Source organism: Thalassotalea marina, from assembly GCF_014656435.1.
Lineage (GTDB): Bacteria > Pseudomonadota > Gammaproteobacteria > Enterobacterales > Alteromonadaceae > Thalassotalea_C > Thalassotalea_C marina.
The window spans coordinates 46487-61451 of sequence record NZ_BNCK01000014.1 but is presented as its reverse complement, the minus strand read 5'-3'; the positions used below and the strand labels follow the sequence as shown (position 1 = coordinate 61451).

Sequence of the window (14965 nt, the reverse complement as noted above, 5' to 3'; positions counted from 1 at the left end):
ATAAACCAACAATATATTTATCTTTTTTATCACAATACACTTGATTGCAATATTTACAAAAGGGTGTGTTTTCTGGTAAGATAACCTAGTGTTTAACAAGTATTCCCCGACTTGTTAAGTCACTTTTTTAAACGTGGGGAGAGGAATAAAAACACATGAGCGTATCTACCTTAAGACTTGTTCAAGAACTCAAAAATAACAACCAAGACTTCGAATTTTATCCGACAACCGCCGACCAAATAAAGACTGTTGTGAGTGACATTAAGTCGCTAAAAGGGCGGTTTGATTTTACGGGGCGCTATCGTGAAACCGTCAAACTGTTAGATATCGGGGCAGGTGATGGTCGCGTGTTACAGGCCATTAAAGAAAGCTTCAGCGAGGATGAATATTTTAAAATCGACCCCTACGCGATTGAAAAAGCGCCTATTCACACAGCGACCTATCGAGAAAAAGGGATCACCTTGCTTGGCACTGAATTTAGCCAAGTGAACTTTATTTCTAAAAACTGCACCATTGCTTTTGTTAATCCACCGTATTCTGATTTTAACTACTGGTTATCAACCTTAATCAGTCATCTAGCATTTGGTGTTTTGTATGCAATAGTGCCAGAGCGTTGGGCTGATTGTCCTGCAATTGCTGAGGCCATCAAAATTCGCGGCATTAAGCAAACTAAAGTTCTGGCTAAGGATGATTTTTTAGCAGCAGACCGACAGGCACGGGCTAAAGTTGAAATTATTCGCTTTAGTTTTCAAAACCTCGACGAAGATGCACAAGAGAACGCCCGTTTTAGAGGCAGAAATTATAAACCGTCTGTTGATCAACAAGGCACAGACCCGTTTCAATTGTTTATTGAAAATGAATTGGGGCTTAAAAAAACTTACTCAAGCACAAATGAAAAGTTCAGTGAATACGAGCAGCGTGAACGGATCAGAAAAGCCATGGAAACAGAAGGGAGTGAGAGCTACGAACTGGTGAAAACAAAAGGTGTGTTATGGGCATTATTGGATAATTATGAAATCGATTTAGCCAATACATTGGAGCAATACAAACTCATTAGCCAAATTGACCCCAATTTATTACAAGAACTTGGCGTTGATTATGATGGGATGCGAAAAGGCGCTAAAGAAAAAATGTTTGGTTATCGTAACGTGTATTGGTCGCTGTTGTTTGATAAGTTGGATGCTATTTCAAATCGTTTGACAACAAAACACAGGCAACAATTACTTAAAACGTTATCGTCTAATGCGCTTGATTTTACCTACACCAACGCCTTGTATATTGTGCAATATGCTGTCGCTTACGCCAATGAGTTGATAGAGCAAAGCTTAATCGACGTTTTTCAAAACCTCACCAGTAAAGACGCTATCTCTCGTTACTATGTGTCGAATCAGCACGTTGTAAAAGATGATTGGCGATATAATGAAACCCAAAAAAAGGCCAAGTATTTATTAGATTACCGCTTTATACACAGCAATTGGAGCAATTTTGGCAGCAACTCTTATGAGAAGGGTTTAAACGAAGGGGCGCGCCATTTTACCAATGATCTGATCGTGGTGTTTATGCTGCTGGGTTACAGCAACGTGTATGCAAATACAGGTTATGAATACGTAGGGTATGGCGATAAAGTCTCGATCATGGGGACAACACCAACGGGAGATGTCATTGAATTGCTTAAAATTAGATTCTATAAAAACGGCAACAGGCACTTATCGTTTAATCAAGAGGCGATGTTGCGCTTTAATGTGACCGTATCGCGTGTGCTTGGTTGGGTACGCTGCAAGGAGGATTTTGCCACCGAGACAGAGGCTAAAAGGACGGTGTCAGATGCTATATGGGCGATCAGTGATGATATGAAAGTCACTACCGCGAGTGTACCGCTATTGGTCAGTAAGGTCGCTTAGTTGCAATGACTCTCCAGGCTAACGCTTGGAGAGTCATTTTCTTTTTGGTCGAGGTTGTGCGGTATAAAGGAAGTCGCGTTGCTCCTGCTCTTTGCCAACCTCTTTTCATTGGGCTAACGCCCAATGCTAAATAACATTTTTCTTATTTAATGAATGGGGTCCGTTCTATGTTGTTGTTTTCAGTTCCTGACCTTCTACCGCGTAACGTGTTAGATTATGTGACAAGCGGAGATATCAAAGGGTTAATAGCTTATCTTAATGCAGTAGATGAGAGGACATTTCAAAAAGAGGTGTTAAAGGCAGGTTTTTCCTTAATAAGTTTTAGTCTCGGTAGAAATAAAGTCATTGCACATGTTATTGATCAAGTGCATTCGTTAGGCAATTGCCAATCGTAGATTGGCCGCTAGAACATTTGCTAGCGTCTTCGCGGCGAGATAAATCTCTAGCCAAGCCGAGCAAACCGAGCCAACAAAAAGACTTTGTCTCGGCCATTCGGTGATGACGCTAATTGAAAGAGCAGGGCAAGCGTAGGGCTTGCCTCATAAGGCGGCCAATCGGAGATTGGCGCTTTTGTATAAAATTACAGATTCTGTAATTTTATCGAAGTTAGCGCATCGAACCATCTGTCGTGTACCTGCTCAGAGAGTCCCATCTAACAGCGAAAGCCTCGCACAGCCCCTGAAAAAATACAACGGTTTGCCTAGAGTTTGCCCGTTTTGCATTTCCCCAGTGTCTGTGCGGGCTTATGGATGCGGACTCCATACTGAGCATGAACACTCTTAAAAGGGCTCTGTCCGATGCGCTAGGTCGCACTTCGCTTAAGGCGAACTGCTCAGGCTCTCGGGTCTTGCCCCTGCCGCAAGGCAAGCCGCGCGAACAACCGCCAAAGCATTTCACATTTTTAAGCGATAAACCAATAATATATTTATCTTTTTTATCACAATACACTTGATTGCAATATTTACAAAAGGGTGTATCTTCTGGTAAGATAACCTAGTGTTTAACAAGTATTCCCCGACTTGTTAAGTCACTTTTATAAACGAGGGGAGAGGAATAAATATGAGTAAATCTACTACCTTATCAACGCTTGTTGCTACCGCCACTCAGTGTCCGTGTGAAGAGCGAGAAGATTTTATACCTTCGATGGTTGCTAATGATGTATGTACTATTATTTCATTTGAAAACGCAATCTACACAGTGATGGAAAAACTGAGTCAAGGCCAGTACTCGGGGGGGCACTGGAATTTCTACACCTTCCCAAATGGTGCAAAGGCGATGGTATTTGAAGATGAATGCATTGTTGAAGCGTTTTGTGAAACCAATGGCCGCCAGTGCAACTTATCTATGACAGCGCTATCTTTGGCGGTTAACTTGTATGTTCTTAGTCATCTTAGTTTTTCATTGGTATCAACTAAATCAAATGTTTGCCTTGTGGTGTCTGATTTCTTTCATCGTCTGCGTGATGCTTTGTATGACATTGCAGAAAGTGACAGCGACCTAGCCGAGGAAGTAAGGCAAATTTTTTACTTACTCGATTGATATCAGATAGGGTGGCTTGCCACCCTTGGCAGCGACGCGAAGAATCGCGCGCAATTTTATTGCCAGGCTAGCGCTTGGCAATAAAATTGAAAGAGCAGGGCAAGCGTTGGGCTTGCCTGATAAGGTGGCCAATCGGTGATTGGCGCATTTGTATAAAATTACAGATTCTGTAATTTTATCGAAGTTAGCGCATCGAACCATCTGTCGTGTACATGCTCAGAGAGTCCCATCTAAAAACGAAAGCCTCGCACAGCCCCTGAAAAAATACAACGGTTTGCCTAGAGTTTGCCCGTTTTGCATTTCCCCAGTGTCTGTGCGGGCTTATGGATGCGGACTCCATACTGAGCATGAACACTCTTAAAAGGGCTCTGTCCGATGCGCTAGGTCGCACTTCGCTTAAGGCGAACTGCTCAGGCTCTCGGGTCTTGCCCCTGCCGCAAGGCAAGCCGCGCGAACAACCGCCAAAGCATTTCAACATTTTAAGAGAAAAACCAATATTTTATTGTTCGTTTTTATCACTATATTGTTGCTGTAGATGTTTACAAACGGGTGTTATTTGTGGTAAGATAACCCAGTACTTAGCAAGTATTCCCCAACTTGTTTTGTGCTTTTTCTAATGTGGGGAGAGGATAGGGAGCTTTACATGCTAACCGAAAAAGATAAATCTTCATTACTGAACAAAGCGAACAAACTTTTGGCTGATTATCACGCGCGGGTGATGTACAAAGAAATGCCGACAGCCATTGTCAATTTTTTAGAGCAAAACAAAGATAAAATTAACGGTGAAGTGGTGGTTGTCAGATGCAAGAACGACGAACCCGCAGCAGCAATTGCCCGAAACACCAAAGACAAAGTACTTTTTGTGTTTGCAGATAGCTATTGGTTAACCAGCTATTTCTCAGGTGTTTGTCAAAATATTCCAGTCTCAAACGCAATGCTCAAAAGAGCGGATGCATAACTCAAATTGATTCATGGCAATAAGGAGTGTTCCCCGAACTCTTTATTGCCACTTCTAACGTGGGGAGAGGATGAGTCATGACAACTCAACAGCAAACTAAGCGCAGACCAATAAAAGCAGAGCGGGCAGAGCTTATTCGTTTAAGCGAAATTGCGCGGCTTACGCAACAAGAAATCGAAGCAACACAGGGCGTGAAGCCACCGATCAATGAAGTGCTTTTGAATATGCACCGCCATAGTACCCAGCAAACAGAATTCCATACGCTCAAGGAATGGAATGAACTGGGCTTTAAAGTACGCAGAAATGAAAAGTCTTTCCGTATCTGGTCAAAGCCGGTCAAGGTGGCCGCGAAGAAGGCAGCCAACGATGAAGTAACACAAGCAAGTTATGAATTTTACCCAATGTGTTGTTTGTTCCATGCCGGACAAGTCGAAAGACGTGCTTAACCATGGCCATGCCATATAACACATTATTTTGATTACACACATTTAAGGAAGAATACATACCATGAAAAACCTTCAATACATCCGTTTTACCAGAGACGATAAAATCCTAGGTCTACACAAAGACTACGTGAACGCACTTTCAAAATCACGAGCAAACTTTAATGAAAACTACATCAATGTGAATGACTATGATGTTTCTTCACTTTGTGATCTTAGCGAGCTTAAAAAGGGTGATACCGTCAAAGGATTGTGGAATTTTGTACAAGCGATCAACACACAAAAGCTGCTCACAGAGATGATGGTAGATTATTTAAATAAGGTCTATGTCCATTCTGATGAATCCTTCATCGAACTCAACAAAAAGGGGCTTAAAAGCCATCACGCATTACTCAAAGAGCTTTCTCTGCACGATATCGGTTTTGATGATTGGATTGAACAATACACGGAGCCAGGGCAAGCACTCAAACTTGAATTAGACGTTGTCAAGCTTAAAGAACGGGAAGAAGCTACACTGGCTAGAGCCGAATTGGAGCGCGCCACTGAACATTTTGCTGGAGCTTGCTTTTCACTGCCTGCTATTGCTGGAAAAATGGGAGCCGATATCTACTACACTGTGCAAATTCCTTTTGCTCAAGTGCCTCAACTATTTAAATTCAATGAAGAAGAAGTACCCGTTGAACTGCGAGCACAACGCGTACTCAATGATAAACGCGCCAAAGCCATTGCCGATTACATGGAAGCACGCCAACATGATTACACCTTACCTGCTTTAACCGCCTCAGTGAGTCAGACGATGCGCTTTGAACCCGTTAAGGGCTTCGCAAATCTGGGGATGGTGCAAATTCCAATTGGTGCAGTGATGCTGTTAGCTGACGGCCAACATCGTGGGGCGAGTATTCAAGAAATACTTACTCGTTGCCCGCATTTTAAAGACCAATCTATTTCTGTGGTGTTGTTCTATGACCAAGGCTTAGCAAGGGCGCAGCAGATGTTCGCCGATATTAACGACAAAATGGTCAAACCACCTAAGGCGCTTAGTGTTTTGTTTGACCGCACTAACACACTTAATCGCCTAATTGTTGATGCCATAGAAGAGGCTGGTTTTAAACATGCCGTTGAGTTTGAAAAAGCAAGTCCTAGCGCAAAATCCTCAAAAGTCTGGAGTATTACCGCGCTGAAAAAGGCAGCTGAAATGGTTACTTGTTTAAATGATAAAAAAGCCAATGGGTTATCAGATGCTGACATTAACCTGTACAAACTGCTCTTGGTGAATTGGTTCAAAGCGTTGATCGACCACACCGCTGGTGGATTAAAAGAGGATGTGATGCAAGGAACGTCCCAAAGCTTGACGGATTCTCGTATTAACAAAGTTAATACACATGCGGTGTTTCTTCATGCTGTCGCTATGGCCTCTCGTTCGATTTGTATGGAATTTGATGACTATATGTCAGATCCTCTCATTCCTGACTTAAAAGGGCCTTGTCCAGTGCCAACATTTTACGAACTTAACTGCTTGAGTACTTTACCAGTCTTGAAGACGGCCGATGTGTGGCGAGAAAGAATCGTCAACACGGATGGTACGATGAATCCTACCGCTAATGGTATAAAGCTAGGTGCTTATGTCGTTCTTGAGCGGCTAGGTGCTTTGATTCCATCGCCTATTGTCGAGGTTAATAACCTTGTGTTTTGTGTAGAGTAACTTTGTCCGTCCCTGATGTTCGTCAGGGACGCTATTTGGAGAACCAAAATGCCTCATTCCTTAACAAATCCAGAGTATGAAGATGATATCTTCTTAATCAAGCAATTTGCGAAAGAGTCCCCTTTGTTTAACAGTTACCTTCAATCTTTAATCAAAGACATTGATGAATCGGTACCTACGTCTGAAGTCTGGTTAGGAACACTAGCGCTTGGTAAAGACAAAACTCCAACCCAAGTGAAACTGACGATTTCGCGTGATCCAAAAATTTTTATTGATGAAGATGGTTGAGGATAACAAAAGACGAAGGCAATCCCTTTGCCAGGCTAACGCTTGGCAAAGTCGCTATAACATTTGCTAGCGACTTCGCGGCGAGATGAATCTCTAGCCAAGCCGAGCAAACCGAGCCAACAAAAAGACGTTGTCTCGGCCTTTCGGTGATGACGCTAATTGAAAAGAAGGGCAAGCGTAGGGCTTGCCTAATAAGGTGGCCAATCGGTGATTGGCACATTTGTATAAAATTACAGATTCTGTAATTTTATCGAAGTTAGCGCATCGAACCATCTGTCGTGTACATGCTCAGAGAGTCCCATCTAAAAACGAAAGCCTCGCACAGCCCCTGAAAAAATACAACGGTTTGCCTAGAGTTTGCCCGTTTTGCATTTCCCCAGTGTCTGTGCGGGCTTATGGATGCGGACTCCATACTGAGCATGAACACTCTTAAAAGGGCTCTGTCCAATGCGCTAGGTCGCACTTCGCTTAAGGCGAACTGCTCAGGCTCTCGGGTCTTGCCCCTGCCGCAAGGCAAGCCGCGCGAACAACCGCCAAAGCATTTCACATTTTTAAGCGATAAACCAATAATATATTTATCTTTTTTTCTCAAGATACTACATTTATGTGTTTACAAAAGAGTGTGTTTTCTGGTATTATTTATCTATTGATTTGGTGAATATTCCCCGATTTACCTAACTTCGATTAACGTGGGGAGTGGAGTGCATGACATGGCTTTATCGGATATTCAAAATAGAACCAGCGTTCGTTTAGAACAAAAAAAGCTACGCCTTGAAATTGATATTTTGCAGCTGGAAAAAATTAAGCAGGAAGCACAGCTTGAGCTGATCAAGGAGGAAATCCGCAGCAAAAGAACCGGACGTTACATTATGCGCGTCACAGCAATGGTCACAGGGTTATCACTGTTAACCACTATTTTCAACCATTTGGGGTTGTTCAATAAATAATCGACTGCGTCCTTGAACTAAGGGCGCATATTTACAATAATGGTATCAGGCTATTCATTGAAAAAGGTTAGTAACATGAAATTTAAATCTTGGAAAGAGCATGAAGATGACATGAATAAAAAAGACAGGTCAGAGATGACTTCAATAGCCGCTTTTTGTCTGGTTGGCTTTTCATTAATATGCGCCTTGCTGTATTGGAGTAATCCGCGCTAATTAACTTGTATGTGTATTCCCCGACTTATTAACGTGGGGAGAGGATTTTTATATGTATTCTTATTCATCATTCGCTGAACTTTACGCTGAACAGAAACCGTCGATAAAACGGGCGTTAGATGGTTTTAACCAAGCGCTATTATGTGACTTTTACAATTGGACATATAGCCAATTTAACCTTGGCGTTTACACGCCTTCAACTTCACAAATTATGTTGTTCATGGCTCGTACACTCAATGATTTTGTTCGATATTATCAACTGCCTCACGATATAGAATGGGCGGTTTTACACAATGATTGGTGTCTAGATGAACCTTTCATGGATTATTTTGGCGATTAGCCATTCTTTGAATGGCTTATGGCGCTTACAAGCGCCAATACCAATTAAACATATTTAAAGGGAACCGAGGATGGATATTCAAACACTGATCTCAACTTGCTCAAATAGTGCGATAAAGTCATTGCTAGCTAAGCTCATTGCTAGAGGTGATATTTTATGGGTGTATGGAAATGATAACGCTAACGTAAAGGGACAATATGTTGTTGGCTATGGTGGGTACACCGTTACCCGTCGATCAACTCAATCTAATGAAGGAATGTAATATGACAGATTCAAGCAAAGTGGCCAATGAAATAATCGATTTACTAGAGGCAAGGTTTTCTAAAGATGTTAACCCAAATGAAAAGGTACTACAGTCTTTGTTGTTTGCTAGTACCCTTGCTCTATTAGCAACTAAAAATGAAAATTGTTCGATGATTTTTGACAGCTACAAGGCAACGTTGCGAGTTGAAGAAAGCAGAAGTAATTCATTAAATCATACCTTAAGGAAGGTTTTTTTGTCTAAAGGAAAGTCGATAAGATTTTATTTACCCACGTTCATTGGTCTAAGTGTTGTGGTTACTGGTTTTTGTTTATGGTGCTTCTATTGATTTGCTCATTGAGCAATTTTGAACGTGCAATGACATTTCGAGTTACGCTAATCTTCATGTTATGGTACCGATTTAACATATCTCGCATTAAAGGTATTGGCAATCCCTTTGCCAGGCTAACGCTTGGCAAAGTCGCTAGAACATTTGCTAGCGTCTTCGCGGCGAGATAAATCTCTATCAAAGCCGAGCAAACCGAGCCAACAAAAAGACGTTGTCTCGGCCATTCGGTGATGACGCTAATTGAAAAGCACGGCAAGAGGTGGCTTGCCTCATAAGGCGGCCAATCGGAGATTGGCGCTTTTGTATAAAATTACAGATTCTGTAATTTTATCGAAGTTAGCGCATCGAACCATCTGTCGTGTACATGCTCAGAGAGTCCCATCTAAAACGAAAGCCTCGCACAGCCCCTGAAAAAATACAACGGTTTGCCTAGAGTTTGCCCGTTTTGCATTTCCCCAGTGTCTGTGCGGGCTTATGGATGCGGACTCCATACTGAGCATGAACACTCTTAAAAGGGCTCTGTCCGATGCGCTAGGTCGCACTTCGCTTAAGGCGAACTGCTTAGGCTCTCGGGTCTTGCCCCTGCCGCAAGGCAAGCCGCGCGAACAACCGCCAAAGCATTTCACATTTGTTAATAATAATTCAAAAAATATCTACATTTTTTTTAATTTACTTTATTTGGCTGTTATTTTTTATTAGTATTGACCGCCACTATGGGGCGGTGTATAATGTCTAAGAAGGTCGGGAATTGTCCATGACCCATTACTGGAATCTACACCATGAATAATTTATTTTCTGCTGAAGAGTTGAACATTATTGAACAGGCGCATGCGATTTTAAAAAGTAAAGTACGCACTACTGACGCAATGACTAGTACCTGTATAGCGTCATCATTTTTTAAAACACAATTCGAAACATCGACGCGTGAAGTGTTTTGCGTAGCACTGCTAGATGGTCAGCATCGCCTTATTGATTCAGTTGAACTCTTTACTGGTACGGTCAACGCTGCCTCTGTGTACCCCAGAGTAGTTGTTGAATTGGTGCTTAAAAACAACGCTTGCTCCGTTATTTTTGCGCACAACCACCCCAGCGGGGTAGTTAAGGAAAGTCAAGCAGATATTACAATTACCAATCGTCTACAAAAAGCGTTAGAGTTGATTGATGTCTCGGTGTTAGATCATATTATTGTTGGCTCAGAGGGTTTTACCAGCTTTGCTGAGCGTGGTTTACTTTAATTGAGGGCTGCTGCGCAGCCCCTATAGAAGGGTTTGTCATGTCTGAAACATCACCTATCTACAGTGGTCAAGGGGTTCCTGAGACCTTTGCAGCGTTTAAAAATCGTCCGTGCGCGTTAGGGGTTGAACACCCTAACTTTATACTCCCTACACCTATTGAGATTAAAGCCTTGCGTAAATTAATGGGTTTTAGTCAGGTCGATGTAGCCAAATTGACGGGCTGTAAATGGAATGTAAAGGGGTCAAGTGCCGTGCGTAAGTGGGAAACGGTAGAAGGCAAGGAACATCGAAGTATATCACCTTCGGCCTGGCAACTCATGTTACTTAAATCAGGGTTGGTTACTATGGAGCCTCTGGTTCTTTAGTGTTTTGATATTTAGTTACCGTTTAAAAGGAGTTTTACGTGTTTAAATTTATTAGTTCATTGTTATTTTCTGCGCTTGTGTTTGGTGTGGTCGCAGAAGAAGTTCCGCAAACTGCATTTTTTGGTGATAAAAATGCGTTTAAGCAACCTAAGGATCAAGGTTGTTATATCGGTAAAACCTTTTATCCGGTTGGTACTAGAAAGTCGATGAATCATGTTGAATTGGCTTTGTATTTAAAGAAAACGGGGTATCAGGCTAGTGACGGCTATGCCGTGATGATGAGGTGTTTATACCTTGTTGATCCATTAAGTGATGATCACCCTCTGCCAAAGGATAGAAAGTTTGTCTGGGTTGCTTCTTAAGTGAAGTTTACAGGCAATCCCCTTGCCAGGCTAGCGCTTGGCAAGGTCGCTAGAACATTTGCTAGCGTCTTCACGGCGAGATAAATCTCTGGCCAAGCCGAGCAAACCGAGCCAACAAAAAGACGTTGTCTCGGCCTTTCGGTGATGACGCTAATTGAAAAGAAGGGCAAGCGTAGTGCTTGCCTGATAAGGTGGCCAATCGGTGATTGGCACATTTGTATAAAATTACAGATTCTGTAATTTTATCGAAGTTAGCGCATCGAACCATCTGTCGTGTACATGCTCAGAGAGTCCCATCTAAAAACGAAAGCCTCGCACAGCCCCTGAAAAAATACAACGGTTTGCCTAGAGTTTGCCCGTTTTGCATTTCCCCAGTGTCTGTGCGGGCTTATGGATGCGGACTCCATACTGAGCATGAACACTCTTAAAAGGGCTCTGTCCGATGCGCTAGGTCGCACTTCGCTTAAGGCGAACTGCTCAGGCTCTCGGGTCTTGCCCCTGCCGCAAGGCAAGCCGCGCGAACAACCGCCAAAGCATTTCACATTTTTAAGCGATAAACCAACAATATATTTATCTTTTTTATCACAATACACTTGATTGCAATATTTACAAAAGGGTGTGTTTTCTGGTAAGATAACCTAGTGTTTAACAAGTATTCCCCGACTTGTTAAGTCACTTTTATAAACGAGGGGAGAGGAATATATTATGTCTAGAATTTCTACCCGTAATCGTCAATTGCATGATAAAGCTCTTGAGCTTTGTAACAGTGATATTCTAAACCATAGTGAACGCGAATTTGTTTTAGATCACTTTCATGAGGCGGCTGCTCATAACACAGGTGTTAGTGGTGCTTTTTTTACCCCTTTAGCGCTAGCGCAAGAATTCAGTGCGTATTGTCCATTCCCCAACCGAAAACATATTCGTATTTTAGATTTGTGTGCAGGGATTGGCGCTCTATCTTATGCTTTTGCCCGTACTTTTTCCTGGGGAACGTCTGTTACATGCGAGCTAGTATGTGTAGAACAAAATCCTGATTATGTCTCAGTTGGCAAGAAAGTCGTTCCTGAAGCTACCTGGGTGCAACTGGATGTGACTGACATTGATTCTCTGTTGGCACTTGGTCAGTTTGATTATGTCATATCTAATCCTCCATTTGGTGCTGTCTCCACTTTTTCATCGGCTAAGAGGATTTGTTATACCGGCAATAATGCGGCTTACAATGTGCTTGAGATAGCAACCTTGATGGCACCTAGCGGGTGTTTTATTTTACCTCAACAACTATCTGGCTTTAAGTTCAGCGGCGTTGACTATTTCCAATCAAATGTTACCGAACAGGTTAATAAGTTTGTTGATGAAACGGGAATTATTTTAGAGCCAACGTGTTTTAGTGGTTGTAACGCACACGCTGTTAACTGGAAATCAAAAGTACCTCTTGTTGAGTTTGTCGCGGCGGACTTCGCTGAAGAAAAGGTCACACAGCGGCTTATCTATCTAACCGCACAAGAATTGAATCAGCGGGCCTATTAATTAAGGGGCGATTAGCTCCTTTTATCACTCAACGTGTAGAAGGATATATATGATGAAACATAAAAAGCCCTGCGGTGGCTACTGCGATAAATTCAAGGAAGGTATATGCGATAATTTCTGTATTCTTACAAGGAAGAAGCAGCAAGAAATATTGAAAGCCATAAGGAATAAAAGGAATTTGAAAAAGTGTATATAAATATACATTATTTCTATGTTTTGTAATAAAGTAATGATTGACTTTATTTATAGTAGTTGTAGGTATGATTTTAAGTGGTTTCCTGCGATATAAATATATTTTTTAATACACCTAATTGCTGAGGGAATCACAATGAAAACTTTACTTATATTTATATATGTCATCGTCTTTGTGTGTCTATCTGGTTGCGTATCAACAGGAACAAGCACAGAAACAACTAAAAGTGGAAATAGGGGAAACGTATACGCAAAAGCGTTAGACAGTGACGGTAATCGAATCAAAGTTCGAAAAACTATCACGTGTGGTCAGCCCGTGGCCAAGATCAGTATTGCAGAAATACAGTGCAAAGCAACTAATTGCTCTAGGGTGCCAAAACTTAGCGGTAATATGGCTGCAATTCTACGATTATCTGACAAGGGGATATCTGATTTTTCAACGCTAGGCGAATCTATGAGTACTATGCTTTCACATTCTTTAGCTGTTACTGGGTGCTTCACCATTTTAGATCGTGAAACTATCGAACAAGTCAAAAAGGAAATGGAGCTGGCCGGTAAAACCTTTCAACCAGAAACGAGTGATTTTATTATTACTGGGTCAATTACTAGCTTCATCTATGAAGAAGCAAAGTCGGGTATTGGTTCTTTTCTTAGTAGCGGTGGTGGATTATTTTCCAACAAACAAACTAAAGCAAAAATTGGCGTTGATATTAGACTTATAGATGTCGAATCTTCAGCCATCAAATACACTGAATCATACCTGAGTAACTCTAAACAAAACGATTATAGTTTTGGATTAATTGGTCTTGGTAGTTCAGGTGGTGCGATTGGTTCTAGTCAGTTTAAAGGCAGTGTTGAGATTGAAGAAGCCATGCGTACAGTCGTTGATCATTCTGTTTTCGATTTAATCAAAAGTATCGCGTCAGATGCTTATTTTGTAACTGAAGTTGCAGTTGAATAGATGTACTAGAAACATTACATGAATCAATCGAATAAGGGTGGAATATGATAGGTGAGCTTTTTTACTTTCCCTACAACAGAACGGATTTTGTCTTGGGAAAAATCATTGATTATGTTGAGTCTACTGGAGAGGTAACACTCAAAAGTCGCAAAGGGAATACCTGGATCGGGTTTCAGTATCAACTAGTACCAATGGATTGTTACGCAGAATGCACAATGATGGTTACAAATGAACAAAACTGCTATTAGACGGTTTGTTATCGACACCATAAAACTATATTTTGTGGGATATATGGTGGTGTTTATTACGTCTGGAATTTTGAAACTCATTACCTTAATAGTTTTCAATTTTTTAGTCATATATTGGGCGTTCAAATGGGTATGTTACAGTAAGCCACTTAACAAAAAATAGTGGCTTTAATCCCTAGATAATTGTAATACCTTTAATCACAGAAAGGTTAAAAACCAACCACTGGAGATAAGCATGTTTATCAAATCAAATCAGTTAATACTCATTCTTCTATTAGTGTGTTTTAGTCATGAATTGAGCGCTACAAACTATTATAGAGGGTTGGTAATCGCGGATGAAAATCGGTGTACTGAGTACAATAAAGAGAAACAGTATCCATACTCACAATCGCTAGAGCCTCTTATAGTTGAGTCCATGGGAGGCAAAATTTATGGCCCATATTCGGGAACGTATTTTGAATCCACAAAGGACACAGATATAGAACATATTGTGGCGGCATCGGAAGCTCATGATAGTGGACTTTGTTCAGCAACTGCAGAAACCAAAAAGCAATTTGCGAGCGACTTACTTAATCTAACACTGGCATCACCTGATATAAATAGATGTCGCCCTGGAGGTAAATGCGGTTATGATGCAGCTGAGTGGTTACCATCTAAAAATCAGTGCTGGTTTTCTTATGTTGTTGTGCTCGTAAAAAAGAAATATAAGTTATCTGTGGACAAAGCCGAAGCGATAGCGCTCGAAGGAATTTTATCGTCTTGTGATAGTTTTAAAATGGTATTTGAACATGCTGACAATCCTAGCGAACCTATTCGAAAGTTCCCGTTAGATCCGTTGCAAAAATACGACTCAAACAGAAATGGCCGCATCTCTTGCATGGAGGCTCGAAACCACAACATTGCTCCTGTTAGAGCTAACCATCCAGCATACAAATATATGATTGATCGCAACAAAGATGGCGTTGTTTGCGAATAAAAAAACAGCTGTTTTATTTGATGTTTGGTTGGTGATAATCTAGTTTTTTTGCTATAATTTTACTGTAGAAAACATAAAGTATTCCCCAGCTTTACTATCACTCTTGTGGGGAGAGGCGTTGATGATATCAACATTTTTTTCATGAAATACATTCAAATTTTGCTGTTTTATATGATGT

General features: G+C 41.3%; 18 protein-coding genes. All 18 read left to right on the top strand.

Annotated elements, in window-relative coordinates:
- Positions 1-155: 155 nt before the first annotated feature.
- The 18 genes from IE199_RS20920 (at position 156) to IE199_RS20835 (ending at position 14787) form a co-directional block, all read left to right on the top strand.
- On the top strand, positions 156-1901 hold the full coding sequence (locus tag IE199_RS20920; protein ID WP_189774713.1) for a DUF4942 domain-containing protein: 1746 nt from the start codon (positions 156-158) through the stop codon (positions 1899-1901).
- Positions 1902-2068: 167 nt separating this feature from the next.
- Positions 2069-2296, top strand: coding sequence for a hypothetical protein (locus tag IE199_RS20915; RefSeq protein WP_189774712.1), 228 nt, complete (start codon positions 2069-2071; stop codon positions 2294-2296).
- A gap of 664 nt (positions 2297-2960) precedes the next feature.
- Complete coding sequence (locus tag IE199_RS20910) at positions 2961-3440, top strand: antirestriction protein (protein WP_189774710.1); 480 nt, start codon at positions 2961-2963, stop codon at positions 3438-3440.
- 643 nt (positions 3441-4083) lie between these two features.
- Positions 4084-4398 carry a hypothetical protein gene (locus tag IE199_RS20905; RefSeq protein WP_189774708.1) on the top strand — a complete coding sequence of 105 codons (315 nt, stop codon included), beginning with the start codon at positions 4084-4086 and terminating at the stop codon, positions 4396-4398.
- Positions 4399-4475: 77 nt separating this feature from the next.
- Positions 4476-4844: an ArdC-like ssDNA-binding domain-containing protein gene (locus IE199_RS20900; protein ID WP_189774706.1), complete on the top strand. Its 369-nt coding sequence runs from the start codon at positions 4476-4478 to the stop codon at positions 4842-4844.
- 61 nt (positions 4845-4905) lie between these two features.
- A complete protein-coding gene (locus IE199_RS20895; RefSeq protein ID WP_189774704.1) occupies positions 4906-6543 on the top strand; it encodes a DNA sulfur modification protein DndB in 1638 nt (545 codons plus the stop codon).
- Positions 6544-6591: 48 nt separating this feature from the next.
- Complete coding sequence (locus tag IE199_RS20890) at positions 6592-6831, top strand: hypothetical protein (RefSeq protein WP_189774701.1); 240 nt, start codon at positions 6592-6594, stop codon at positions 6829-6831.
- 710 nt (positions 6832-7541) lie between these two features.
- Positions 7542-7778 (top strand): hypothetical protein, encoded by a 237-nt coding sequence (locus IE199_RS20885; protein ID WP_189774699.1) that lies wholly within the window; start codon positions 7542-7544, stop codon positions 7776-7778.
- Between the two features lie 75 nt (positions 7779-7853).
- Positions 7854-7991, top strand: a complete 138-nt coding sequence (locus IE199_RS20880; RefSeq protein WP_189774697.1) for a hypothetical protein — start codon at positions 7854-7856, stop codon at positions 7989-7991.
- Between the two features lie 52 nt (positions 7992-8043).
- On the top strand, positions 8044-8331 hold the full coding sequence (locus tag IE199_RS20875) for a hypothetical protein (protein WP_189774695.1): 288 nt from the start codon (positions 8044-8046) through the stop codon (positions 8329-8331).
- A 70-nt stretch (positions 8332-8401) separates the two neighbouring features.
- Positions 8402-8593, top strand: coding sequence for a hypothetical protein (locus tag IE199_RS20870; protein ID WP_189774693.1), 192 nt, complete (start codon positions 8402-8404; stop codon positions 8591-8593).
- 1 nt (position 8594) lies between these two features.
- Positions 8595-8921 (top strand): hypothetical protein, encoded by a 327-nt coding sequence (locus IE199_RS20865; RefSeq protein ID WP_189774691.1) that lies wholly within the window; start codon positions 8595-8597, stop codon positions 8919-8921.
- Between the two features lie 779 nt (positions 8922-9700).
- Positions 9701-10156, top strand: a complete 456-nt coding sequence (locus tag IE199_RS20860) for a JAB domain-containing protein (RefSeq protein ID WP_189774689.1) — start codon at positions 9701-9703, stop codon at positions 10154-10156.
- Between the two features lie 38 nt (positions 10157-10194).
- Positions 10195-10521, top strand: a complete 327-nt coding sequence (locus tag IE199_RS20855; protein WP_189774687.1) for a helix-turn-helix domain-containing protein — start codon at positions 10195-10197, stop codon at positions 10519-10521.
- A 38-nt stretch (positions 10522-10559) separates the two neighbouring features.
- Entirely contained in the window at positions 10560-10883 is a 324-nt protein-coding gene (locus IE199_RS20850) for a hypothetical protein (protein WP_189774685.1), read from the top strand.
- 705 nt (positions 10884-11588) lie between these two features.
- Positions 11589-12410, top strand: coding sequence for a methyltransferase (locus IE199_RS20845; RefSeq protein ID WP_189774683.1), 822 nt, complete (start codon positions 11589-11591; stop codon positions 12408-12410).
- A gap of 328 nt (positions 12411-12738) precedes the next feature.
- Positions 12739-13563: a CsgG/HfaB family protein gene (locus IE199_RS20840; RefSeq protein ID WP_189774681.1), complete on the top strand. Its 825-nt coding sequence runs from the start codon at positions 12739-12741 to the stop codon at positions 13561-13563.
- A gap of 483 nt (positions 13564-14046) precedes the next feature.
- Entirely contained in the window at positions 14047-14787 is a 741-nt protein-coding gene (locus IE199_RS20835) for an excalibur calcium-binding domain-containing protein (RefSeq protein WP_189774679.1), read from the top strand.
- The last annotated feature ends 178 nt before the right edge of the window (positions 14788-14965 follow it).

Excerpts from the sequence above, each read along its gene's own strand:
- IE199_RS20835 (WP_189774679.1), top strand. The coding sequence starts at position 14,047 with ATGTTTATCAAATCAAATCAGTTAATACTCATTCTTCTATTAGTGTGT.
- IE199_RS20875 (WP_189774695.1), top strand. The coding sequence starts at position 8,044 with ATGTATTCTTATTCATCATTCGCTGAACTTTACGCTGAACAGAAACCG.
- IE199_RS20905 (WP_189774708.1), top strand. The coding sequence starts at position 4,084 with ATGCTAACCGAAAAAGATAAATCTTCATTACTGAACAAAGCGAACAAA.
- IE199_RS20890 (WP_189774701.1), top strand. The coding sequence starts at position 6,592 with ATGCCTCATTCCTTAACAAATCCAGAGTATGAAGATGATATCTTCTTA.
- IE199_RS20860 (WP_189774689.1), top strand. The coding sequence starts at position 9,701 with ATGAATAATTTATTTTCTGCTGAAGAGTTGAACATTATTGAACAGGCG.
- IE199_RS20920 (WP_189774713.1), top strand. The coding sequence starts at position 156 with ATGAGCGTATCTACCTTAAGACTTGTTCAAGAACTCAAAAATAACAAC.
- IE199_RS20895 (WP_189774704.1), top strand. The coding sequence starts at position 4,906 with ATGAAAAACCTTCAATACATCCGTTTTACCAGAGACGATAAAATCCTA.
- IE199_RS20885 (WP_189774699.1), top strand. The coding sequence starts at position 7,542 with ATGGCTTTATCGGATATTCAAAATAGAACCAGCGTTCGTTTAGAACAA.
- IE199_RS20910 (WP_189774710.1), top strand. The coding sequence starts at position 2,961 with ATGAGTAAATCTACTACCTTATCAACGCTTGTTGCTACCGCCACTCAG.
- IE199_RS20870 (WP_189774693.1), top strand. The coding sequence starts at position 8,402 with ATGGATATTCAAACACTGATCTCAACTTGCTCAAATAGTGCGATAAAG.
- IE199_RS20900 (WP_189774706.1), top strand. The coding sequence starts at position 4,476 with ATGACAACTCAACAGCAAACTAAGCGCAGACCAATAAAAGCAGAGCGG.
- IE199_RS20915 (WP_189774712.1), top strand. The coding sequence starts at position 2,069 with ATGTTGTTGTTTTCAGTTCCTGACCTTCTACCGCGTAACGTGTTAGAT.
- IE199_RS20855 (WP_189774687.1), top strand. The coding sequence starts at position 10,195 with ATGTCTGAAACATCACCTATCTACAGTGGTCAAGGGGTTCCTGAGACC.
- IE199_RS20865 (WP_189774691.1), top strand. The coding sequence starts at position 8,595 with ATGACAGATTCAAGCAAAGTGGCCAATGAAATAATCGATTTACTAGAG.
- IE199_RS20840 (WP_189774681.1), top strand. The coding sequence starts at position 12,739 with ATGAAAACTTTACTTATATTTATATATGTCATCGTCTTTGTGTGTCTA.
- IE199_RS20845 (WP_189774683.1), top strand. The coding sequence starts at position 11,589 with ATGTCTAGAATTTCTACCCGTAATCGTCAATTGCATGATAAAGCTCTT.
- IE199_RS20880 (WP_189774697.1), top strand. The coding sequence starts at position 7,854 with ATGAAATTTAAATCTTGGAAAGAGCATGAAGATGACATGAATAAAAAA.